The 23,058-nt window shown below is 44.9% G+C and carries 19 protein-coding genes and 2 riboswitches; of the genes, 10 read left to right on the top strand and 9 right to left on the bottom strand.

What is annotated here, in order from left to right; genetic code table 11:
• The first annotated feature begins 401 nt into the window (after positions 1 to 401).
• From AK824_RS08715 to AK824_RS08700, 4 genes are all read left to right on the top strand, one after another.
• Positions 402 to 1,676, top strand: coding sequence for an O-succinylhomoserine sulfhydrylase (locus tag AK824_RS08715; protein WP_057760776.1), 1,275 nt, complete (start codon positions 402 to 404; stop codon positions 1,674 to 1,676).
• A 104-nt stretch (positions 1,677 to 1,780) separates the two neighbouring features.
• Entirely contained in the window at positions 1,781 to 2,110 is a 330-nt protein-coding gene (locus AK824_RS08710) for a YbaB/EbfC family nucleoid-associated protein (protein ID WP_057760775.1), read from the top strand.
• A gap of 117 nt (positions 2,111 to 2,227) precedes the next feature.
• Positions 2,228 to 2,821, top strand: a complete 594-nt coding sequence (gene recR, locus AK824_RS08705; protein WP_057760773.1) for a recombination mediator RecR — start codon at positions 2,228 to 2,230, stop codon at positions 2,819 to 2,821.
• Positions 2,822 to 2,956: 135 nt separating this feature from the next.
• Complete coding sequence (locus tag AK824_RS08700; RefSeq protein WP_227511144.1) at positions 2,957 to 4,297, top strand: ribonuclease D; 1,341 nt, start codon at positions 2,957 to 2,959, stop codon at positions 4,295 to 4,297.
• 50 nt (positions 4,298 to 4,347) lie between these two features.
• Here the strand turns inward: AK824_RS08700 and AK824_RS08695 are convergent, their stop codons facing one another.
• The 5 genes from AK824_RS08695 to gcvT form a co-directional block, all read right to left on the bottom strand.
• Positions 4,348 to 5,037, bottom strand: coding sequence for an esterase/lipase family protein (locus tag AK824_RS08695; protein ID WP_057760771.1), 690 nt, complete (start codon positions 5,035 to 5,037; stop codon positions 4,348 to 4,350).
• A 206-nt stretch (positions 5,038 to 5,243) separates the two neighbouring features.
• Positions 5,244 to 8,141 carry an aminomethyl-transferring glycine dehydrogenase gene (gcvP, locus tag AK824_RS08690; RefSeq protein ID WP_057760769.1) on the bottom strand — a complete coding sequence of 966 codons (2,898 nt, stop codon included), beginning with the start codon at positions 8,139 to 8,141 and terminating at the stop codon, positions 5,244 to 5,246.
• A 64-nt stretch (positions 8,142 to 8,205) separates the two neighbouring features.
• A complete protein-coding gene (locus AK824_RS08685; protein ID WP_156410707.1) occupies positions 8,206 to 8,964 on the bottom strand; it encodes a nitroreductase family protein in 759 nt (252 codons plus the stop codon).
• A gap of 352 nt (positions 8,965 to 9,316) precedes the next feature.
• On the bottom strand, positions 9,317 to 9,697 hold the full coding sequence (gene gcvH / locus AK824_RS08680; protein ID WP_057760766.1) for a glycine cleavage system protein GcvH: 381 nt from the start codon (positions 9,695 to 9,697) through the stop codon (positions 9,317 to 9,319).
• Positions 9,698 to 9,814: 117 nt separating this feature from the next.
• On the bottom strand, positions 9,815 to 10,996 hold the full coding sequence (gcvT, locus tag AK824_RS08675) for a glycine cleavage system aminomethyltransferase GcvT (protein ID WP_057760764.1): 1,182 nt from the start codon (positions 10,994 to 10,996) through the stop codon (positions 9,815 to 9,817).
• Positions 10,997 to 11,164: 168 nt separating this feature from the next.
• Positions 11,165 to 11,312, bottom strand: a riboswitch (glycine riboswitch).
• Between the two features lie 78 nt (positions 11,313 to 11,390).
• Positions 11,391 to 11,530, bottom strand: a riboswitch (glycine riboswitch).
• A gap of 249 nt (positions 11,531 to 11,779) precedes the next feature.
• On the opposite strand from gcvT, the gene AK824_RS08670 reads away from it, so the two are divergent.
• From AK824_RS08670 to AK824_RS08655, 4 genes are all read left to right on the top strand, one after another.
• Complete coding sequence (locus AK824_RS08670) at positions 11,780 to 12,100, top strand: YcgL domain-containing protein (RefSeq protein ID WP_057760762.1); 321 nt, start codon at positions 11,780 to 11,782, stop codon at positions 12,098 to 12,100.
• A 261-nt stretch (positions 12,101 to 12,361) separates the two neighbouring features.
• A complete protein-coding gene (locus tag AK824_RS08665) occupies positions 12,362 to 12,958 on the top strand; it encodes a hypothetical protein (protein WP_057760760.1) in 597 nt (198 codons plus the stop codon).
• 299 nt (positions 12,959 to 13,257) lie between these two features.
• Positions 13,258 to 14,121: an AAA family ATPase gene (locus AK824_RS08660; RefSeq protein WP_057760758.1), complete on the top strand. Its 864-nt coding sequence runs from the start codon at positions 13,258 to 13,260 to the stop codon at positions 14,119 to 14,121.
• 153 nt (positions 14,122 to 14,274) lie between these two features.
• Positions 14,275 to 15,498, top strand: coding sequence for a vWA domain-containing protein (locus tag AK824_RS08655; protein ID WP_057760756.1), 1,224 nt, complete (start codon positions 14,275 to 14,277; stop codon positions 15,496 to 15,498).
• Between the two features lie 134 nt (positions 15,499 to 15,632).
• Here AK824_RS08655 and AK824_RS08650 read toward each other — a convergent pair whose 3' ends face one another.
• From AK824_RS08650 to AK824_RS08640, 3 genes are all read right to left on the bottom strand, one after another.
• Positions 15,633 to 16,445, bottom strand: a complete 813-nt coding sequence (locus AK824_RS08650; protein ID WP_057760754.1) for a phosphodiester glycosidase family protein — start codon at positions 16,443 to 16,445, stop codon at positions 15,633 to 15,635.
• Positions 16,446 to 16,550: 105 nt separating this feature from the next.
• Positions 16,551 to 18,365, bottom strand: coding sequence for an FMN-binding glutamate synthase family protein (locus AK824_RS08645; protein WP_057760752.1), 1,815 nt, complete (start codon positions 18,363 to 18,365; stop codon positions 16,551 to 16,553).
• A 163-nt stretch (positions 18,366 to 18,528) separates the two neighbouring features.
• Positions 18,529 to 19,356: an IclR family transcriptional regulator gene (locus AK824_RS08640; RefSeq protein ID WP_057760750.1), complete on the bottom strand. Its 828-nt coding sequence runs from the start codon at positions 19,354 to 19,356 to the stop codon at positions 18,529 to 18,531.
• A 176-nt stretch (positions 19,357 to 19,532) separates the two neighbouring features.
• On the opposite strand from AK824_RS08640, the gene AK824_RS08635 reads away from it, so the two are divergent.
• Together AK824_RS08635 and AK824_RS08630 are read left to right on the top strand one after the other, a co-directional pair.
• The gene (locus AK824_RS08635) at positions 19,533 to 20,717 is read left to right on the top strand and encodes an acyl-CoA dehydrogenase (RefSeq protein ID WP_057760748.1); all 1,185 of its coding nucleotides are present in this window, start codon (positions 19,533 to 19,535) and stop codon (positions 20,715 to 20,717) included.
• A 195-nt stretch (positions 20,718 to 20,912) separates the two neighbouring features.
• Positions 20,913 to 22,121, top strand: a complete 1,209-nt coding sequence (locus tag AK824_RS08630) for a CaiB/BaiF CoA transferase family protein (RefSeq protein WP_082624613.1) — start codon at positions 20,913 to 20,915, stop codon at positions 22,119 to 22,121.
• 53 nt (positions 22,122 to 22,174) lie between these two features.
• Here the strand turns inward: AK824_RS08630 and AK824_RS08625 are convergent, their stop codons facing one another.
• A complete protein-coding gene (locus AK824_RS08625; RefSeq protein WP_057760746.1) occupies positions 22,175 to 22,945 on the bottom strand; it encodes an IclR family transcriptional regulator in 771 nt (256 codons plus the stop codon).
• Positions 22,946 to 23,058: the final 113 nt, after the last annotated feature.

Raw genomic sequence — 23,058 nt, 5'->3', positions numbered from 1 at the left:
TCTGAGTACTTGAAACACTCTTGTTAGATGAATTACCAAACTGTTGTTGTATTATGCGTGGCAAAATCTAAATCGTCGCTAAGCTTAGCAGCTGTTGCGATATCTGCCTATTATAAATACGTTATTTTTGTTAGATTTAGCGCACGAAATCATTGTTTTTTAAGTAGTGTTTAATTATATCTGTGGCATATTTTAAGCAGTAGAATTGATACGTCTTTTGTATTCGAAAACAATATTTAGTGGCCATTTGAAACCAGCTGTGCGGAATAAGTCGACATGATATGATAACGCTGATAAATTCGGTCGATAATCAGAAGAATAAGCAGTCATTTTATTTCAATTAAAAGACCAACCAATAATATACTAATCAATAAAATACCAACCAAAGTAACGGAACGTTTATGAGTCAGTCGCAAAACCATGATGAGAGCAGTTTGAACAAGTTAGATTCAAACTGGCGCAACGATGCCTTAGATTTAGGGCTTGATTATGGCATGCAGACCATCGCAGTGCGGGCAGGTCAACACCGTACAGACGAAGGCGAGCATTCAGAGCCTATTTTTACCACCAGCTCTTACGTTTATCGTTCAGCCGCTGATGCTGCCGCTCATTTTGACGGTACAAAAACAGGCAATGTCTACTCTCGTCATACCAATCCAAGCGTACGTACTTTTGAGCGTCGTTTAGCTGCACTAGAGAATGGTGAACGCGCAGTTGCAACGGCCTCTGGTATGGGCGCTATTTTGACCATGTGCTTGGCATACCTAAAAGCGGGCGACCATTTGCTAGCGGCCAACCAGTTATTCGGCTCATCTATCGGTCTGTTTAACAACTATATGGCCAAGTTTGGCGTTGAAGTCAGCTACGTTGATTGTTTCGACAATGAGGCATGGGCCAATGCGGTTCAACCAAATACCAAGGTGATCTATTGCGAAAGCCCAAGTAATCCATTGGCGCAGATTTGCGATATCGGTTATTTGAGTCAGCTATGTAAAGCTAATGATATATTACTCGTCGTTGATAACTGCTTTGCAACGCCAGCATTGCAGCGGCCATTAGATTTGGGTGCGGATGTGGTCATTCACTCTGCAACCAAATATTTGGATGGTCAGGGTCGCGTATTAGGCGGTGCGTTGGTCGGCAGTGATAAGCTGATGCAAGAAGCGTTTACCGTGGTACGCTCAGGCGGTATTAGCATGAGTCCGTTCAATGCTTGGGTATTTACCAAGGGGCTTGAGACGCTCAAATTGCGTATGCAAGCGCATTGCCAAAATGCCAATCAAGTGGCAGAATTTTTGGTCAATCATCCTAATGTCAGTACCGTGCATTTCTCAGGCTTGAGTGACCATTCTGCGCACGAACTTGCCACACGTCAGCATCACATGAAGGACGGTTACGGTGCTATCATGGGCTTCGAAGTCAAGGCATCTGATAGCCGTGATACCAAAGAAGCGGCGTGGCATGTGATTGATTCAACACAAATGGTCTCTATCACCAATAACTTGGGCGATGCCAAAACCACGATTACTCATCCTGCAACCACCACGCATTTCCGTCTAACTGCTGAAGCTCGTGCCGAAGCTGGCGTTAAAGACGGTCTGATTCGTCTATCGGTAGGTCTGGAAGATGTGGAAGATATTATCAAAGACTTAGCACGTGGTTTAGACAGTTTATAAAGATAACGGTATAATCTGCACTAACGCATTGCATTAACTTTACGTTATTAATTACTATACGCACTAGCATAAAATACAAACCATAAATAACAAAAGAGGCAACTATGAACATTCAAGCATTGATGCAACAAGCACAAACGATGCAAAAGAAAGTAGAAGCAAACGTTGAAAACGCCAAGAAAGAACTTGCTAACAAAGAAGTGCAAGCAGAAGCGGGCAGTGGCCTAGTTAAAGTAACGATGACTGGTCGTCACGTGGTTAAGCGTTTAACCATCGATCCAAGTCTGCTAGAAGATGAGCCAGATATGATCGAAGATCTCATCGCTGCGGCTATCAATGATGCGGTGCGTCAAGCGGATGAGCTATACGAAGAAACCATGGCTGGCGCGACCTCAGGTATAGGTCTACCACCAGGTATGCAAGGTATGTTCTAAGCATTAAATACTTTAGACTGAACACAAAAATGGGGTTGTTATCGACACGATACGACCCCATTTTTATAGCTACGATTTATAAATTCAGTTAGATAAAGTCAACTAAAGGAAGCTACTTTGCTTACAGCCAAATTTGATCAGCTGGTCAAACAGCTGCGTATATTGCCAGGCGTCGGTCAAAAAAGTGCCCAACGAATGGCGCTACATCTGCTCAGTAAAAAACGCCCACAAGGCATGGCACTCGCCCAAGCACTAGATGAAGCCATGCGTGATATTGTTGAATGTCAGCGTTGTCATAGCTTTAGTGATGAGGCTGTATGTCCGCTTTGCCAAGATGTTAGACGTGATGACAGTCTGCTATGCGTGGTCGAGACAGCAGCAGATGTGATGGCGATTGAGCAGACAGCTGGTTACCGTGGTCGTTATTTTGTGTTGGGCGGGCATCTATCACCAATTGACGGTGTCAGCGCAGACGACTTAAATATCGATCAGCTGGTATGGCGAGTGAAGCAAGAACCTGTCGAAGAGCTGATACTGGCAACAGGTACGACTGTCGAAGGGCAGACTACTGCGCACTTTATTAGTGAAGCTGTCAGTCGTCATGTCAATAAAGTGACGCGTTTAGCACAAGGTGTGCCGATGGGCGGCGAGCTTGAGTATCTGGATAGTATGACGCTTGGTCAAGCCATGCAAAATCGTTCTTTTTTATAATGTTTTGATTGCTTCAAAGTCTTACCCAATTCATTTCTTGGAATTGCTATAATTACTTTATTATTGTTTATCTTTTAATTTTATTAAGGCGCGGTTTAGCGTTTTATTTTCTCCTATTAATGCAGGTATCTGCCCGTGTCCAATAACGTTTCAAACGCCTCAGCTCAATCAAATGCTTCTGATATCAATGATGGCTCATTACAAGAACCCGCTAATATTGAGCCAATGTCAGCAGCCACTTCATCTGAGTCAGCTACTAATACTCCAGATGCTGAGGTGCTAGATATTGATGCACTGTTGGATATTGCCGATGACGTTGCTATTACTTGGGTACGTAAGCAAGGCGATTTAGATGAGGTTATCGATGCCTTAGCGACTTGCGGACGCGTAGCCTTAGATACTGAGTTTATCAAGCGTGACACTTATTATCCGCGCTTGGCACTTGTGCAATTAAATACTGGCGATCATGTTTATTTGCTGGATGCACCCCAGTTACAAATGGCTGAACTGTGGGAAGCGCTACGCAAAGTAGATGTGGCTATCTGGCATGCTTGCGGCGAAGATTTGGGCATTTTTTATCTGTTGTCTGGCTGCCCACCGTTGACCAATATCTTCGATACGCAAATTGCATTGTCTTATCTAACGGGTCAATTGCAAATGGGGTATCAGCAGGCACTGGCCGATCAGCTAGATATGCATATCGATAAAGAACATAGTCAGTCTGATTGGCTCCAGCGTCCGTTGACAGATGAGCAAGAGCAATATGCCATCGACGATGTGCGTTATTTGCCAGCGCTATATCTCAGTATCGAACATGCGCTTAAGGCTCAAGGGTTGTATGATTATGTTTGGGCCGACTGTCAGCTCTATGCCAGTGATTTGTATGACACGCAGCACGTCGAAGATGAAGCGATGTATTTAACGATGGCAGATTACCGCTATAACTCGCAGCAAATGGCGATACTCAAAGGTGTGGCTACGTGGCGAGAAGAGCTGGCTCGTGCGACCAATCAACCGCGTACCTTTGTGATAAAAAAACAAGCAGTACGAGAGATTGTCACTGAAAAGCCAAACAGCATGCGAGAGCTGGCACATAAAACAACCATGCACCGTAGTATGCTGCGACTATATGGCGAAGAGCTGCTGAAAGTAATCAGAGATGCCAAAAGTCTACCGCCTACAGAGCATCCAGAATGTCTAGTGCCACCATATCGCTCAAAAAATAAAGTATTATCAAAAGCAGTGCAGCAAGCGATTGATGAGCATGCGCGCGAAATCGGTATACCTGCCAGTGTATTGATGCGTAAAAAATGGCTAGGGCAATTGTATGAAGTGGTTGCTCTTGATAAAGATGTGAGCGAACTGCCACAAGGGCTAAAAGGTTGGCGTAACGACTGGGTTATTAAAACCTTAATTCCAGTCATCAAAAAGCATAAAACTGAACTGCAGCAGGGCATGGGTATTCGTGTTCAATAAAACAGCGTTTAATAAGACTGAAAACTGACACTCAAATATTCATACAGCTCTTAGCGTTTAAATCGTCCATGCTCTAAAAAGTATCGAGTCTGCTCGGCGACCTCTGGGTTCACTAGCATGCCAGTATGTGAGACTGGCATAATGATATGATCAGCTGCAGACTCTATCCTCGTCTCTTCTATATATACTGTCCCGTCATGTGCAAGTTGCTCGTTAAGAGGTGGCTTGTCAGATTTGCGCATTTTGCGATTATGATATTGCAAAAACAGCTGACCTAGACCATACGGGCGGTTGCCAGCGATGACACCTAGCGTCACGTGTTTGGGCAATGGCGCGACTGTGCCGTCCAGTGCGTCGACATACGAGCGACCTACGACAGCAGGAGTCAATCGCCAGATATAATCTGCACACACACTGCCTCTATGCGGTGTTCCTAGAGTCACGCAACGTCCAATTTTCCATTTTGGATACTGAGCGACAAAATCACGAATGATCAAACCACCTAAACTATGCCCAACCAAATCTATAGGATGATCTGGGTGATGGTTTGTTTCTAGCCAGCTATTCAAGCGAGCGCTATTGGTTTTGATACCATCACGCATACTACGGTAGCCATACTGATGGGTATCAAATCCTGCTGCTTGCAGGCGCTTGGCTAATGGTCGCATAATCCATGGGGTTTGGTGTAGCCCGTGAATTAGAATGACGCGAGTTTTTTGTTTAGGCGCTTTATGTTGCATAGCAGTGTCCAATGGTTGCTTCAGAAATTTAAGATAAATAGCTTATTATCAATATAAGCTTTTATTACATTGAGTTCTTATCGTTTATTTTATTGATAATATTACCTGCTAACGTAATAGATAAAAAGTCAGACAAATAAAAACCTCCAAGTCAGCTGCTGACTTGGAGGTTTTTTACTACAGAGAATAACTATCAAAAATGATAATTACATATAGTTTTCGATACTTGGGCAAGAGCACATTAGGTTCTTATCACCATAAGCATCATCGACACGAGCGACACTTGGCCAGAACTTGTTTGCACGGATGTACGGCAGTGGGAATGCAGCAGTCTCACGGCTGTAAGGATGCGTCCACTCTTCGCCAGTAATCATAGCAGCCGTATGCGGTGCATTGACTAATGGGTTGTCTTCTAGCGTCCAGTTATCTTCACCAGCTTTGGCTTTCATGGCTTCAGCTTTGATAGATTTTAGCGCACTGATAAAGCGATCCAACTCTTCTTTTGACTCAGACTCTGTTGGCTCAATCATAAGCGTACCAGCGACTGGGAAGCTCATCGTTGGCGAATGGAAACCATAATCCATCAAGCGCTTAGCGATATCGCTTTCCGTGATGCCAGTTTCTTCTTTTAACGGACGAATATCGATGATACATTCGTGAGCCACACGGCCGTTTTTGCCAGCATATAGGACAGGGTAGTGACCTTTTAATTCGGCTGCCACATAGTTTGCGTTCAACAATGCTAATTCAGTGGCTTTTAATAGACCATCGCGGCCCATCATAGCAATATACATCCATGAGATAGGCAAGATGCTCGCTGAACCATAAGGTGCTGCTGATACTGCTGAGCAGTCTTTTTGTGCATTGTGTACAGGGCTCAAGGTATGGTTGGCCATAAACGTTGCCAAATGCGCCTTCATACCGATAGGACCCATGCCTGGACCGCCGCCGCCATGCGGGATGCAGAAGGTTTTGTGCAGGTTCATGTGTAGTACATCAGCACCAACGTCTGCAGGCTGCATCATGCCTACCTGAGCATTCATGTTCGCGCCGTCCATATAGACCTGACCTCCATGTTTGTGGGTCAAATCACAGATATGACGGATACCTTCTTCGAACACACCATGCGTCGATGGGTAAGTGATCATTAAAGCACCTAGGCGATCGCTGTATTCTTCACATTTGGCGGTTAAGTCGTCGATATCAACGTTGCCGTTTTCATCAGTTTTGACCACGACAACTTGCATACCCATCATCATGGCAGTAGCAGGGTTGGTACCGTGCGCTGACATCGGAATCAAGCAAACATCGCGATTGGTTTCGCCCAATGACTCATGATAACGGCGAATCGCTAACAGACCAGCATATTCACCAGAGGCACCAGAGTTTGGCTGCATAGAGACATCATCAAAACCAGTAATGGCTTTTAACTGATCTTGCAAGCTATCGATCATCGCGATATAGCCAGTAACTTGATCACGCGGTGCAAAAGGATGCACATTGGCAAACTCAGGCCAAGTAATCGGTAGCATCTCACTGGTAGCGTTTAGCTTCATGGTACAGCTACCCAGTGAAATCATGCTGCGGTTCATCGCTAGATCTTTGTCTTCAAGCGACTTTAGGTAGCGTAGCATTTCATGCTCGGTGTGATGCGAGTTGAATACTGGATGAGTCAAAATGTCATCCGTACGCAGGTGTGCGCTATCTAGAGAGACGCGAGCTGTTTCAGGTAGATCGTGTGACTTATTGACAAATAGCTGAGTCAACGTGTTGAAATCTTGCTGATCGCTGGTTTCACTAAATGCAACGCTCAATTTGGTGTCGCTTAGACGCCATAAGTTATAGCCAACGTTGTCTGCATTTTTGAAAATTTGAGTAGCCAATTTTTCTGAACCACAATCAACTACAACTGTATCGAAGAATTGATCATGTACCACGCTGAGGCTACTGTCGTTAGATGCTGTGATGGCATCAGCAAACGCAGTGGCAAACGCATGAATACGAGTAGCAATACGTTTTACACCGCCTGGACCATGATATACCGCGTACATACCAGCGAGGTTGGCTAGTAATACTTGTGAGGTACAGATGTTTGAGTTGGCTTTTTCGCGGCGGATATGCTGCTCACGCGTTTGTAGAGCCATACGTAGAGCTGTATTGCCTTGTGCGTCTTTTGATACGCCGATGATACGACCAGGTGCTGAACGCTTGGCTTTATCAGAGAACGCAAAATAAGCGGCATGTGGACCACCGAAGCCCATTGGAATACCGAAACGCTGAGTACTACCTAGCGCTACGTCGGCACCCATATCGGCTGGTGATTTTAATAACACCAAGCTCATGATGTCACTGACGACACTGACGTAAGTTTTGTTTTCTTTTACGGCCGCGATGACGTCTGTTAAGTCTTTAACGTCGCCTTCGGCACCAACATACTGGAATAGCGCACCAAAATAGTCGCCAGATTTAGCCGTTTCAAAATCACCAACAACGACTTCCCAACCAAAGTATTTAGCGCGAGTATTGATAACATCGAGTGTTTGTGGATAGACACGCTCGTCGACGAAATACTGTGTTGATTTACTTTTGCTAACACGCTTTGACATCGCCATCGCTTCTGCCGCTGCTGTTGCTTCATCAAGCAATGACGCACCAGCCAGCTCAAGACCAGTCAAATCGATACATACTTGTTGGAAGTTCAGCAATGCTTCTAGACGACCTTGAGCGATTTCCGCTTGGTAAGGCGTATAAGCGGTGTACCAGCCTGGATTTTCGAGCACATTGCGCTGAATGACAGCAGGCATACGAACCGGAGAGTAGCCTTGACCGATATAGCTTTTATTAACAGTGATGTCGTCTGCCATCGTGCGTAGTTTGGCAAGTGCAGCGTGCTCACTCATCGCCACTGGCAAATCCAATTCTTTGTGCAAACGTACTGGCTCAGGCACAGTGTCATTGATAAAGCTTTGCATATCTTTATAACCAACAGCGCTGAGTAGGTCAGCTTGCTTGGTTTCGTTCGAACCTAAGTGGCGATAGACAAATTCAGCTTCGTTGAACAATCCTTGAAAGGTATCAAACGATGGGTTTTGAGAGATAGTCATGACAATCCTTGGTTAAGGGAGTAATAAACAAAATAGCAATTAAGGGAATAATATGAGCGGTACGTTATACGTAATGCACAAACTGTTTTTGATCAAAACGGAACTGAGTATTGTAAACGCCATTGTCAGCACGTTCACCTGCGCCAATCATCATAATGATATGCTGATCGTCACCCAAGCCTAGTAATCGTTTCATAGCAGGCTCATCGAAGCCGCCCATGGCACAGCTATCAAACCCATGAGCACGTAATGCTAGCATGAGGTTTTCGGCGGCAAGTGCGGTGTTGTTGGTTGCCCAGTTTTTGGTGTCTTCAAAGGTGTAATAAGGCGATTTGATTGGGCCTTTTACGCGTCTGACTACTTGTGTCGCGCCCCATTTCGCAGCCGAAACCACGTTGGCTGGGCCGCGCAAGAAGTCCATCGTGACGACTTTGTTGTAGTAGTCTTTCACTTTCTTTGGCACTGGCTGATCAGGGTATTCGCGCAATACTTGCTTAGCGTGATCATGCCAAACGTCAGTACGAGCAACGATGGCAATCAAACGGGCCGATGTTTTTGCTGCGTTTTGATTCATGCAGTTTTTGACGGCGCGTTTGCGATTGTCGGCATCATCGATAACATAAAATTCCCACGGCTGTAGGTTGCTAGAGTTTGGCGCTAGCATGGCCAAACGCAGACAGTCTGCCAATACATCGTCAGGGATAGGTGTGTCAGTGAAACGGCGCACGGAACGGCGTGACTCTACGATATCGCGAAATGCTTGTAGCTGCGGCGTATGATCTGGTGTAGCAATGGGGTCTTTATTATCGGTGTTGGCATTCATATTAGGATCCATGCTGAGAATTAGGTTATCAGTTTGCGTCGTTATTGATAGCACGTATTCATTGGGGTTCGAATAGGTGATCAATACGAGTCAATGAGATAACGCTTGGTAGCAATAACATCGGACGATAATGATTGTTGGAGATCTACATATAAAGCTGCTTTCAAATAATAAGCATGGTCAATGAGCCAATACTTTTAATGAGAAAGGTTTTTAAATCGTTTAAATAGAGAGTATAGATACCAGCTGCTGCCAGTATCTATAATGTTCAGTCGGGGCTAATGCTTTGTATAAGCTAACATCTTACAAATGCTAATGTCTTGCGAGAGTATGCTTAGCTTACGTGCTTAGCTTATAAGTCGCTTTCGTACTCGTCAGCAGTCATTAGTGCTTCGTAGTCAGCGATGTTGTCAGGCTTCATTCTGAAGAACCAACCTTCGCCGTATGGGTCAGAGTTGATGATTTCAGGATCATCTTCTAGTGCTTCGTTGATCGCAATAACTTCACCTGAAATAGGGGCATAAACGTCAGAAGCGGCTTTTACTGATTCAACAACTGAGATTTCGTCATCAACAGCGATGATATCGCCCACATCTGGTAGCTCAACGAATACCACATCACCCAATAGATCTTGAGCATGGTCAGTGATACCAACAGTGATCGTACCGTCGTCTTCTAGGCGTAGCCACTCGTGACTCGCAATATATTTTAGCTCTGCTGGGATGTTGCTCATGGTCTCTCTCCTAAGTGATAGAGGTTAATTAACAAAAATAATGGAGGCTAGGCGTGTCGTCATTTTTATAATCATATGTAAAATGACAACGCGCTCTAATGATAGAATTTATAAGACCTAAGAGTCAAACTGTTGCTTGCCGTTACGGACAAAAGGTAGCTTCAATACGCGTACATCGACGAATTTACCTTTGCCGCGTAGATCGACTTGTACACTGTCATCTTCTGATAAGCTGGCAGGTACACGGGCAATCGCGATTGAATTTTTTAGGCTAGGGGAGAATGTACCACTGGTGATAATGCCAGTTTGCTCGTTATCAGTGCCTTGATTGATAGTCACCGTCATGCCTTCACGCAATACGCCACGCGTGGTCAATAGCAGACCTACTTGCTTCATAGCGGTGTTGTCTTCTTTTGATTGCTTACGTTTGCTGACCAATGCTTCACGGCCGACAAAGGCGCGGTCGTCTTTTAGTGCAAGCGTCCAGCCCATGTTGCACTCGTAAGGGCTAACATTCTCATCCATGTCATGACCGTAAAGATTCATGCCCGCTTCCATACGCAAGGTATCACGTGCGCCAAGACCAGCAGGTTTGATGCCATTTGCTTTTAGCTGCTCAAAAAAAGCAGGCGCATCATCGGCATGCATAATGACTTCGACGCCATCTTCACCAGTATAACCAGTACGAGCCACAAACCAATCAGTGCCTTCGATATCGGTCAAGTCAGCACCAACGAAAGGTTTTAGTGCTGCTAAGGTATCTGCCCAACTTGGTTTGGCTTGAGCCAGTTTTGCAATAGCATTTGGACCTTGGACGGCGAGCATGGCAAGCTCAGGACGCTCGGTAATCTCAATATTGAAACCTTCAGCGACCTTATTAAATTGTGCTAAATCCTTGTCACGAGTGGCTGCGTTAGAAACGATACGGTACTCAGTTTCTTCTGCGTTCATGAGGTAGACGATCAAATCATCAATGACGCCGCCTTGCTCATTGAGCATGCCAGAGTAAAGCGCTTTACCAGCGGTAGTGAGTTTGTTGACATCGTTTGCGAGCAGCTTTTGTAGCCATGCTTTGGTATCAGCGCCTTTGATATCAGTCACAACCATATGTGAGACATCAAACATACCTGCATCTGTACGTACCGCTTCGTGCTCTTCGATTTGTGAACCGTAATGAATGGGCAGTTCCCAACCAGAAAAATCGACCAGTTTACCCTCACTATCAATATGAGACTGGTAAAAAGGGGTGCGCTGAGGAGATTGGTTGCTGCTAGAGTCTTGAGAATGGGTATCAGTCATAACAAATCCTTATGTGTACATCAGTCGTACTCGGCAGAGTAAAGAGTGATGCGCAACGTAAAAGTAGCGAGAAGCAATATTGCAAGACGCAAATATCACATCAAAGGGTGACACAGAAAGCAAAGATGAAGACGTAAGCCAAACAGACGCTGAACGTCGGTTTGAGCTAAAGCCCTATCTGTCCTGTGACCTGAGATTTTCAATACGAATCATCATTTTGGGCAGTTATGTGAGCCCTATCGTCGATGATAGCGTATTTTCTCCCCTTCGGTGGGTAAGACGTCGTCCGTTCTTACCACTCTCCAGATTTGTTATGCCTTATGTTTGAAGGTGTTTTGAATGTGTAGCGCGCTTATGAGCGTCATACTACTAAACACTATCAAACAACAGTGACATGCGTTTTTCAGTCCTTTTACCTGAGCGATTGGCAGGGTGGATGCGCCTTCGGTGGTTATCTAGCAATTGCGATAGTTGTATAACCAATAGGGTTCAATACAAAAAAGATGCTGATAAACTCTCTCCTGAAAAACGCTTTTATTATGAAAGGTTCAAAGCGCTTTTACAAGTCATCAAAGCCATTAAAATAAATAAATTTGGCAAAAATGATGTTTTGATAAGGCTGTCTGTTAAATAGGTTATGTTTTACAACGATATTTTTATCGCTCATATCAGCGTTTTATCTGTGTGTTTTGACAAAAATTACCATAGCAAAACGCAAAGCGACTACTGGTATTTGCCTGAAATATGCTAACCTACGCCCATAGTTTCTGATAGGTGGTTTTTATGCATTGCGATATTTATAAATTTCCCAAACATGACGACATGTATATCTACATTGCGCGTCCTGATTATCCTGATGATACTGATGAAATCAAAGACTGGCTTGGTGTATTACCAAAAGATTTCCGTGCAGGTTTAGGTCGTAGTAAGTTCGTCATGCATTTGGACTTATCAACTAAAGATAAGCTCGCTCGCGTCGATAAAGAAGAAGTACTGGCAAAACTGCAGTCTCAAGGCTACTTTGTGCAGTTGCCGCCGCAAGATGTGATGCGTCGCCAAGCAGAGCTGCGTGCTCGTGAATCGCAGGACAGCATCTATAATTAATAGATTTGTTAGCGAGTAAGTGTGGTAGGAAATATCAATGCGCTACCTTGAAAATAGCGTCGATAAAAACCTACGACACACTTGCTCACATGCATTTGAGTAGAGAGTCGTGATAAACTGACACCCTACTCAATGCATATATAAGCCTACATAATGCACAAGTTTGTTATGTAGTTGGCCTCATTCTGATTCTACAGAACGCACATATACCGCTAGACACAGATTGTGTCACCGGCGATAAACGCAGGTAAATAAACACGCATGGACTGGTTAAAAAATATCTTACATAGCTTACCGCTAGAGTCTATCAGTGACATTCTCGGTGAGATTGCCATTTGGTGGGGCCAAATGGTAAAGGATGTCCCGCCCGCTGATTTGCCGATGTATGCTTATCTGGGCGGTGCTGTTTTGGTACTAGTACTATGGATACTCGTTGCTCGTGTACTGCCAAAACCATTGGGCGGTATGAGTTGGATGGTTCTGTTTGCAGTATTATTAGCACCAGGTACAGCACTTGGTGATCCGAGCGAGCTTGCACCAGCCAGTATTAGCGTCGTCTATGCTGTGATGATGAAAGATTACGCAGGCGCGGTTGCCAATATGTTGCCGATATTGGTGATACTGGTCGCAGGGTTGTTTGTTGGTTTTGTATGGCAACTGATACGCAGCGCATTTGCATCAAGTTTGGACAAAGCCCGTAGCCGCAGCGCAGAAGATACGCAGGCCACATTGCAAATGACCACAGGCAGTTATTTGCCAGAAGGCACTGCCGTAACCGAACAGCCTGACACTAATGTAAGCTTAAAAAAAGGCAATGCATTGGTTAAGAAAACGGATAGCGATACGTCTGATAAGTGATAAAAATAGGCTAGGCATTAAGATAGTACTATTGTTTTAAAAAATATTTGATACTCGAATAAAAAGACACCATTGCGTGTCTTTTTTTGTGCCAGATTGTTTATTAAGCATATAAATAATAGCTCACTATGCATTGCACATAACAATTGTTAATAAATGCGAACGCATGAGTATTTTGGCAATGCATCAGGCTGTGCTAATCTAATTTATTCTTTACCAATTTATTCGTTATTAGTCATTTATGTTTTAGACCTATCCATTTATAACAACTCATCTATAACAACAATCGAGATCTGATTATGACCACAGCTGACAATACTAAGCAAAACTTTACTGGTACCAGTAGTTATATTGCTACCGATGATTTGCAACTGGCCGTAAATGCCGCTATGACCTTACAAAAGCCATTGCTGATCAAAGGCGAGCCTGGCACAGGTAAGACGTTGCTTGCCGAAGAAGTTGCTGAAAGTTTGGGCATGCCACTGATTACTTGGCACGTCAAATCGACGACTAAGGCTGAGCAAGGACTGTACGAATACGATGCAGTATCACGCCTGCGCGATTCGCAGTTGGGTGATGATAAGGTCTATGATATTGCCAATTATATCAAGCCGGGCAAACTGTGGGACGCTTTTACCAGTACAGAGCGTAGCGTACTACTGATTGATGAGATCGATAAAGCCGATATCGAGTTCCCAAATGACTTGCTACATGAGCTTGATAAGATGTCTTTTTATGTTTATGAGACGGGCGAAACTATTACTGCGGCGCAGCGCCCCGTGGTTATTATTACTTCAAACAATGAAAAAGAGCTACCAGATGCGTTTTTGCGTCGTTGTTTCTTCCATTATATTGACTTCCCAGAAGAAGAAACCATGCGCCAAATCATCGAAGTGCATTTTCCAGATATTCAAGAAAAACTGGTCAATGATGCATTGGATATTTTCTATAAACTGCGTGGTATTCAAGGTCTTAAAAAGCCGCCATCAACGTCTGAGTTGGTCGATTGGTTAACCTTGTTACTTGCTGATGATATGGCTCAGGACGAGCTAGAAGAAAATTTGCGCGGCGAGAAATCTATTCCACCTCTATATGGTGCGTTGCTCAAAAACGAGGCAGATGTAAGTTTATTACAGCGTTTTGCCAATATGATGCGTCGCTAATGTTTGCCGCTTGCGTTGACTTTAATATCTTGTGTCCGATATCGGATGTTTATTATAAAGGTCAACGCAAACGCTCAACCTGTGACTGTACCAATTAATGATATCAGCAATATCACCAGATAATAATATCAGCCAATAAGTGATACGACTCTTATGTTTATCAAACTATTCTATACCTTGCGTACTTACGGCGTGCCAGTCAGTACGCGCGAGCTGCTCGATCTCAATGCCGCGTTAGATAAAGGGCTGATGATGCAGTCGCATCCTGAAGATCCAGCACTGACTACTTTTGCCAGCCGCGAAGATATGTATCGGCTGATTCGACTGTGTATGGTCAAAGACGAGCGCCATTTTGATAAGTTCGATCGGGCCATGGCGGATTATTTTGAAGGTGTCGATAGTCTCGATATGGATGAGCTGTTGGCCAAGTTAACGGACGTGCCCAAAGAGTGGCTGGATCTGAAGCTCGATCCCAAAAATCTAACGGAAGAGCAAAGACGATTACTGAAAAAGTACGGCTCGCTTGAAGAGCTGATGAAGGCGTTAGAGGAACGGTTAAAAGAGCAAAAAGAGCGTCATCAAGGTGGTAGTAAATGGGTAGGGACGGGCGGCACTTCGCCATTTGGTGCCTATGGCGACCATCCAGAAGGCGTACGTGTCGGCGGTGAGTCTCGCAAACGTAGCGCAGCAAAAGTCTGGGAGCAGCGTAAATATCGCAATCTTGATGATGACAATCAGTTGGGTACACGCCAAATTCAGATGGCGCTGCGTAATCTGCGTCAGTTTGCGCGGACAGGTAGTGCTGATGAGCTCGATATTCATGAGACGATTAAGCGTACGGCAAAAAAGGGTGTACTCGATATTCATATGCAGGCGGAGCGCCGTAACCGTGTCAAAGTGCTGATGTTGTTTGATGTGGGCGGCAGTATGGATATCCATATCGAAGCGCTCGAAAAACTGTTTTCTGCGGCAAAAAATGAATTTAAAACATTAGAGTTCTTTTATTTTCATAACTGCTTGTATGACTATGTGTGGAAGGACAACAATCGTCGCCATAGTGCACCGATGCCAACGTTTGAGCTGCTCAATAAATATGGCCGAGAGTATCGTGTTATCTTCGTCGGTGATGCGTCTATGTCACCTTATGAGCTGATGACAGTCGGTGGTAGCGTAGAGTATATGAATAATGAAGCAGGTATCGTATGGCTGAAGCGCGTACTTGAGCATTTTGATAAAGTAACTTGGCTCAATCCTGAAAACCCGTCATATTGGCAATATACGCAAACCATCGTTGAAATTAAAAAGCTGTTCGAAAATAAAATGTATCCGATGACGCTACATGGTGTTGAAGAAATGACTCAATATATGGCACGGTAATATTAGTCTACATTTGGACGAGTAATATAAAAAAGCACTTAAAGCGACGTTATCGTTTTAAGTGCTTTTTTATTGAGTGTAATTCCAATTTTGAGGAGGTATATTAGCGACAAATGCTATGGTAAAGAGGGATGTTATTGTTTATTTTCAACCAATCCAATCATCACGCCCATCTCTTTTTTATCTTGCTTATCGATACTAGGCGCATACAACGCCGAGGCAATACCACCGTCTAAAAACAGCGCGTTTGAACAACCCAGCTCATTCTTAAATAGCTCTGCAAACTGATAGAATGTCACAGGCTCATCGCTATTAACGAGCTGTATACTGCCATCACGGCAAACGCCTGCACCATTACGCAGTTTGATTGAGCTGCTATCAGAGTTAAACTGTGGGTGTATATCGTCATTGATGACCAACATAGGACCCGATTGCGTCGCATACCAAGGCTGCACATCACCACTGCTTATCTGCTCATTTAACGCATTACTTTCGGTGATTTGCACGTTGCCAGCTTTGTCCCACCACATAACGCCATTAGGTAATAGATGAAAATTACCGCCACCTTCTTTTGTATTTAGCGATTTGAGTTCTTTGCCTTCGATGACTGTATAGCCAATCGGCGCATAGTGTGCATTATACATGCCTGCATTCATGGCAAAGCTGAGACTCTCATTGTTTGGTAATGTGGCCAATAACGCATCAAAGGTTAGCAGAGGCTCGTTGTTATCAGAGGATTGCCAAAACAGTTGTAATGAATAACGCTCGCTCGCTAACGCGGTAGCATCCACACGGCAAACACTATAAGTAAAGGGTGTGTCTCCAGTCTGACATGACCAGCTATCGGTGTCGCTGCTAGCTGCATCAGGATTTGTCTGCTGGCAGGCGCTCAGGCCTAGCGCGAGCACTATCGTTGATAGGGATAAGGTAAAAATAGAACTTGGCATCAATCACGCGTCTTTTAATGTACAAATTATTTAAGTTTGGTTGCTATCTACTGCTTAATTACACCTTCATTACTATTTTTTAAGTACAACAATTCAGGCGCTTATTCAATCGCTAGCAGGCGGGAAGTCGCGGATTGTGTTATTCACATTACCAATTAATCGTCCACCGTCGGTGATGTTGGTCAAATGCTCAGAATTATACCCAGCGCTTTGTTCGGTTGGCGCGCCAGTTTCTTTGCCCTTATCGCGTGAGTCTTTGTTATAAGCAATGAGCGCATCATTATTGGCTAAGAAGCTATCAGGGTTTGCCATGACCCACATCTGGTTAAATACATCGGCACGGGCACTATGATCGAGTAGTGCGCCTTTATCAGCAAAATAGAAGAATTTGGATAGCAGCTTAATTTGCCCATCGTCTAAGCGGCGTGCGATATGATACGGCTGTAATTGGCTAGGATGCTGTAAACCGACCGCGCCTACGATACTGGCAAGCGATTTTAGCGTGTTTTCATGGAAACTTGCAACACGCTCAGCCTTACTAGGGACGTCGAGCGCCTTTTGACGGTAAGGATCTTGGGTTGCCACACCCGTCGGGCAAGTGTTGGTATGACAAGAGCGCGACTGAATGCAGCCGACGGCAAACATGAAACCACGTGCTGAGTTACACCAATCGGCACCTAGCGCAATCATGCGCGCAATATCAAAGCCTGATACGATTTTTCCACTAACACCAAGCTTAATTTTGTCACGAATGCCTGCACCGACTAAAGTGTTATGTACCAGCAAAAACCCTTCGACCATCGGCATGCCGACATTGTCCATAAACTCGACGGGCGCTGCACCTGTGCCGCCTTCTGCACCATCGATAACGATAAAATCAGGATAGTTATCCGTCTCTATCATGGCTTTGACAATCGCCATAAACTGCCATGGCTGACCAATACATAGCTTAAAGCCAACTGGCTTGCCGCCTGATAAATCACGTAGCTGCTGCCAAAAGGCGACCAACTCGCGTGGGGTGCTAAATGCAGTATGCGAAGAGGGAGAGATGCAGTCTTGACCCGTAGGCACTTGGCGCGTGTCGGCAATCTCTTGCGTGATTTTGCTAGAGGGAAGGACGCCACCTTTACCAGGCTTAGCACCTTGTGAAAGCTTGATTTCAATCATTTTAACTTGAGGATCGACGGCTTTTTCAGCGAAAGACTGTGGATCAAAGTTACCATCATTATCACGGCAACCAAAATAACCCGTACCCAATTCCCAAATCAAATCACCACCGAATTTGCGATGGTAAGGGCTGATCGCACCTTCGCCCGTGTCATGGGTGAAACCGCCGAGTTTCGCGCCTTGATTGAGTGCCATGATGGCGTTGGCTGACAGACTGCCAAAGCTCATCGCGGAGATATTGAATACCGACATATCGTGTGGCTGCTGACAACGCTCACCGCCGACCATAATACGAAAGTCTTTGTTTTCTAACGGTGCACTGATGGTAGATTGCAAAAACCATTCTTTACCATGAGTATATAAATTATCTAGCGTACCAAAAGCGTTGGTGTCACTGACGTTCTTAGCCCGCTGATAGACTAGCGCGCGCTGCTGGCGTGAAAACGGTACTTGTTCTTTATCGTCCTCAAGCAAGTACTGGCGAATCTCAGGGCGAAAGTCTTCCAACACATAGCGAATATGTCCAGCGACAGGGTAGTTGCTCAATATCGCGTGCTTCGACTGAATCAAATCATAAATACCAAGCGCTACGGCCAAACCACCGATAACAATCAGCCACCAACTTACCAATAATAAACCCGCTAACAGAATTAAAATCGCCGCGCCAAACGTGCTATAGCGAAGTAATAATCCGATAAAATACGGCGAGCTGGTTTTGGGTTCAGGGTTTAGATTGGTACGAGATTCAGGCATAACGAGGCTCAATAGTAATGATTAATATAAATAAGATGCTTACATTTGTCGCGTACATCATACACGCATGACGTCATTACGTCGGTATCAATGGGTAACAGGGCTGCAGACGGTGTATTAATCAATCTAGCCTAAACTTTAATCTTATTCGTTTGAATATGCTCTATGTACCACTCCCAATCCGCTCTGCCAACGCCTGCAATTTTGGCACTATCATCGCAGCATACTCATCCGCTTCCCAGTTGGCACTTGGTACACTGGCATTGAGCGAATACGTGTATTGCCCTGTTGCGACATCATATACACCAACCGCGACTGCTAATATGTCAGTAGAAAATTCTCCATCAGACACGGTATAGCCGTATTTTTCATAATGCTCTGCTGAGCTAGCTAGGGCATCTTGTGCATGGTTGAATTCCTCAACAGATAAATTCTCTTGGAGATTATTAATGATGATCGCCTGTCTCGCTTGCGTACTTACCGTATAAAAAGCACGTCCGATAGCCGTGCGTGCGACGGGTACAGCGGAGCCAACTTGTAAATTGACCGATAGGCGAGCAGGGCTACGGCAGCAGGCGTGATAGCGCATTTCTCCTTCGACTTCGGTTGCCAAATTCACCGATACTTCATTCTCACTAGCAAATTGTCGCAGTAAAGGCTCAGCTGCTGCCACCATATCATGGCGACTCCATGCGATCGCACTGAGGCGTACTGCACTACTGCCCAGTTGATACTGACCATAATCACTCGTTCGTAAAAAACCAAGCGTGGTCAAAGTATGGATAAGGCGAGTAATGGTTGCTTTTGGTAGTTCGGTCATTTGACATAGCTGTTGATGGGTGAGCCGCTCATTATGCTCAAAAGCCGCCAGTATGATCAGTCCCCGTCCCAATGCCGTCACAAACTGTCGGTCATTCTCTTCCTTATTTTGACTCATTGTTGCATGCATGCGTTCGAGTAGTGGAATAGTTGTTGATAAGGGTTTCGTCATTTTATACTCATCTTTTTTTGATAAAGGTTTACAGGGTGGCAAAAGTTTGATTTAATGGTTTTAAATTATGAAACTAAGTTTCGCATAGCGGAATAATGAAGTCAATGACTTGTTAGACCAAATGATGTATCAATCACTATTCGTCAGTCAGGATGACTGATACCAAGGAGATCCACATGGCAACATCTACCAGCCCACGCTTTGATTGGGAAGATCCTTTTTTACTACGTGACCAGCTCACTGAAGAAGAGCGCATGGTCACAGACAGCGCGCGTCAGTTTTTTCAAAAAGAGCTGATGCCTGGCATTATTGAGGCCAATCGCAACGAGAATTTTGATCGTAATATCATGCGTCAAATGGGTGAGATGGGTTTGCTTGGTGTCACGATTGAAGGTTATGGTTGTGCTGGCTTATCGAGTGTTGCCTATGGTCTGATTGCCAAGGAAGTGGAAGCCGTTGATTCGGGCTACCGTTCAGCGATGAGCGTACAGTCAAGCTTGGTTATGCATCCTATTTGGGCGTACGGTACTGAAGAACAGAGAGAGCGTTATCTACCTAAGCTTGCTTCGGGTGAGTATGTTGGCTGCTTTGGTTTGACTGAGCCAGATTCGGGCTCTGACCCTTCGTCGATGTCGACGCGTGCGCGTGCAGTCGATGGCGGTTATGAACTGACGGGCAATAAAATGTGGATCACCAACAGTCCTATCGCAGACGTATTTGTCGTCTGGGCAAAAGATGATGCTGGCGAGATTCGTGGTTTTGTCTTAGACAAAGGCATGAAAGGCTTATCTGCGCCGAAAATCGAAGGCAAGTTCTCACTACGTGCATCAGTCACGGGTGAGATTGTCATGGACAAAGTATTCGTCCCTGAAGCCAATGCTTTCCCAGATATCCGTGGTCTAAAAGGACCATTTGGCTGCTTAAATAAAGCCCGTTATGGTATCGCTTGGGGTTCGATGGGTGCGGCTGAATTCTGCTGGAAAGCCGCCCGTCAGTACACACTCGATCGTAAGCAGTTTGGTCGTCCGCTAGCCGCAACGCAGCTGGTACAGTTGAAGCTGGCCAATATGCAGACAGAAATCACATTAGGTCTACAAGCGGCACTACGTGTCGGTCGTCTGATGGATGAAGACAATGCAGCACCTGAAATGATTTCACTTATTAAGCGTAATAACTGCGGCAAGGCGCTTGATATCGCTCGCATCGCTCGTGACATGCATGGCGGTAACGGTATCTCTGACGAATTCCATGTCATCCGTCACGTGATGAACTTGGAAGCCGTCAACACTTACGAGGGTACACATGATATTCATGCGCTTATCCTAGGCCGTGCCCAGACAGGCATTCAAGCGTTCTTCTAAGCGTTTTTAGCTAATAGTTTTTGGTACAACTGTATTTTATAACGTACGTTGCTGCTTAGCTTTTTATTAAAAGAGCATTAACGGTAGCGTACGTTTTTCAATTGTTCTTCATGATTTAACTACTTTGTAATTACATCCTGAAGAACAATTTTATGATTAAAAGTCAAAAAATACGCGACAGAGTAAGGGAATCTCATGACTGATATAGCTAATATGCCAGAGGGCGCATTGCATGGTATTAAGGTGCTTGATTTATCGAGAGTGCTGGCAGGGCCTTCTTGTACACAAGTACTTGCTGATCTTGGTGCCGAAGTCATCAAGGTTGAGCGTCCGCATATCGGTGATGAAACGCGTCATTGGGCACCGCCGACATTCAGCGATGATACCTCCGCTTATTACGCTACGATTAACCGCAATAAAAAATCACTGACGGTAGATATCACTACGGCTAAAGGACAAGACATCATTAAGCAGCTAATTGCTGAGAGTGATATTTTGGTCGAAAACTTTAAAGTCGGTGGTCTGAAAAAATACGGCTTGGATTATGACAGCTTAAAACAAGACAATCCGCGTCTGATTTATGCGTCATTGACAGGGTTTGGGCAGTCAGGTCCCGATGCCAAACGCCCTGGTTACGATTATATTATCCAAGGTCTGTCAGGTCTGATGAGTATCACGGGTCCAAGCGATGGCGAACCGCATAAAGTTGGCGTGGCAGTCGTCGATTTGTTTGCAGGTTTGCAGCTAACGATTGGTATTCAAGCGGCACTGCTGGCACGTCAAAATACGGGTGTTGGTCAACATGTCGATGTAGCGTTGCTCGACAGTGCGCTCGCCATGCTGGCCAATGTCGGTATGAATCATTTGGCATCCGATAAGATACCGCCAAGACTGGGCAATCAGCATCCTAATATCGTGCCGTATCAAGTATTTGCGGGCGAGGGCGAGCAGCATTTTATTTTAGCCTGTGGTAACGACAGTCAATTTGCCAAACTGTGTGAGGTGCTTGCAGTTGATTGGCATACCGATGAGCGCTTCGCGACCAATCCACAACGCGTTGCCAACCGCGAACTGCTGTGCGGTGAGTTGACTAAACATTTTGCCAAGCAGCCACGTACCTATTGGCTAGAGGTTTTAGATCAAGCAGGGATTCCATGCGGTGCGATTCATAATGTGGCTGAAGCCTTGGCCATGCCGCAAGCGCAAGCACGTGAGATGATCGTTAATTTCACCGAGCAAGGCAGTCCAGTACGCGCACTTGGTAACCCTATCAAGTTATCCGCATCACCAGTCAGCTATCGTACGCCGCCACCGCAGTTAAGCGAGCATACTGATAGTACGCTTACTGATTTGGGTTATGACAGTGAGATGATCGCTAAGCTAAAAGCCGATGGAATTGTTTAGCAGAATTTTTTAGATTATATTTTTTAGACCTGCACCGATATTCAATCCTAACGCTACCTTTCAGCATTAGGGTTAAAGCCTAAATGCTGCTCAATTTGCTCCGCTAATTCAATCAATACCGCACTGACCTCAGCTCGTTTAGACTCATACTCTCCTTGCAAAAAACTCACTGCCATACCAGCAACTGCATTGCCTGATGCATTACGAATATAAGTGCCCAAGCAATACATTCCATCGCGCAACTGTCCATCATCGAGTGACAATCTACTTTTCTGAGTCGCTGCAAGCTCAGCGGATAAATCCGTAAAATTTTTGACCCCATGCTGGGTCATAGGTGTCGGAAACTCATCTTTATATAACGATTTGATGTTGTCCATCGACAACGTAGATAGCATAGCCTTGCCAGTTGCAGAAAACACGGCAGGCACACGAACACCTGCACGAAAGGTAAAGCCAAGCGGAGCAGGCGACTCATGGCATGCCAAAAATACCACCTCTCCTAAATCCAGTTTGGATAAGGTAACTGTGTGCTGAAGAAGTACCGGATACTGCACAATCAAATCTTTAAACAACTGGGTGACGCCTTGTTGTTGCTCATATTTCCCAGCCCAATACATCAAATATGAACCCAAATAAAAACGGCTTTCAGGGTCTTTGTAAATGACATGTTTGGTCAATAGACTCTGCAAAATATTGTGAGTGGAGCTACGCGGTAGCCCAAGCTCTTTTGCGATATGAGCCGCTGTCAGAGGCTGTGAGCTATCGGTAATCAAGTCCAAAATCTGAAACGTTTTGTCTAGCGCAGGCACGGCAGTCGAGCTCATAAGTAACCTATAAAAGTGAATAAAAATGAAATAAAAGAAAGAAGTACAAGATAATTTTTAAAATAATGAGATTAAGGGTTGCAAATTGCGTCATATCGTTCTTATAATGACGT

The organism is Psychrobacter sp. P11G3, from assembly GCF_001435845.1.
Lineage (GTDB): Bacteria > Pseudomonadota > Gammaproteobacteria > Pseudomonadales > Moraxellaceae > Psychrobacter.
The sequence above is the reverse complement of the archived record's forward strand: the minus strand, read 5'-3'. Positions and strand labels throughout refer to the sequence as shown.